We start from the raw sequence: 443 nt of genomic DNA on the forward strand, positions 1-443 counted from the left end.
TAGCGGTCTTGCTCGATGCAGCAGTGCCCAGGTGGCGGAATTGGTAGACGCACTAGGTTCAGGTCCTAGCGGTGGCAACACCGTGGAGGTTCGAGTCCTCTCCTGGGCACCATCAAGCTGTATCACGCAGCACCGAGCAGTCCGAAAGACCCCGTAAATTCGCGATTTACGGGGTTTTTTATTGCCTTTTTGCCTCGCGTCGGTTGATTGCCTTGATCCGGCCACGCCGGCAGCCGGCGGCACACGCGCATGCCCCGCCCTCGCGTTGCCGATCCCGTCGGCGAAAGCCGGTCTACGCGTGCGCGAACAGGCTCGCGCGCCCGGGCAGCTTGAAGATCGACGCCGCCGCGCGCAGGTTGCCGGCCTGATCGTCCATCGCCTTCGACGCGGCCGCGGCCTGCTCGACGAGGGCCGCGTTTTGCTGCGTCACGCGGTCCATCTGG

At 65.0% G+C, this 443-nt stretch carries 1 tRNA gene; it reads left to right on the top strand.

The annotated features are described in order from the left end of the window. Window positions 1–25: 25 nt before the first annotated feature. A tRNA-Leu gene (locus tag J5M58_RS27040) sits at window positions 26–112 on the top strand. Window positions 113–443 lie beyond the last annotated feature (331 nt).

Source organism: Pseudomonas sp. 32_A (assembly GCF_017490905.1).
Taxonomy (GTDB): domain Bacteria; phylum Pseudomonadota; class Gammaproteobacteria; order Pseudomonadales; family Pseudomonadaceae; genus Aquipseudomonas; species Aquipseudomonas inefficax.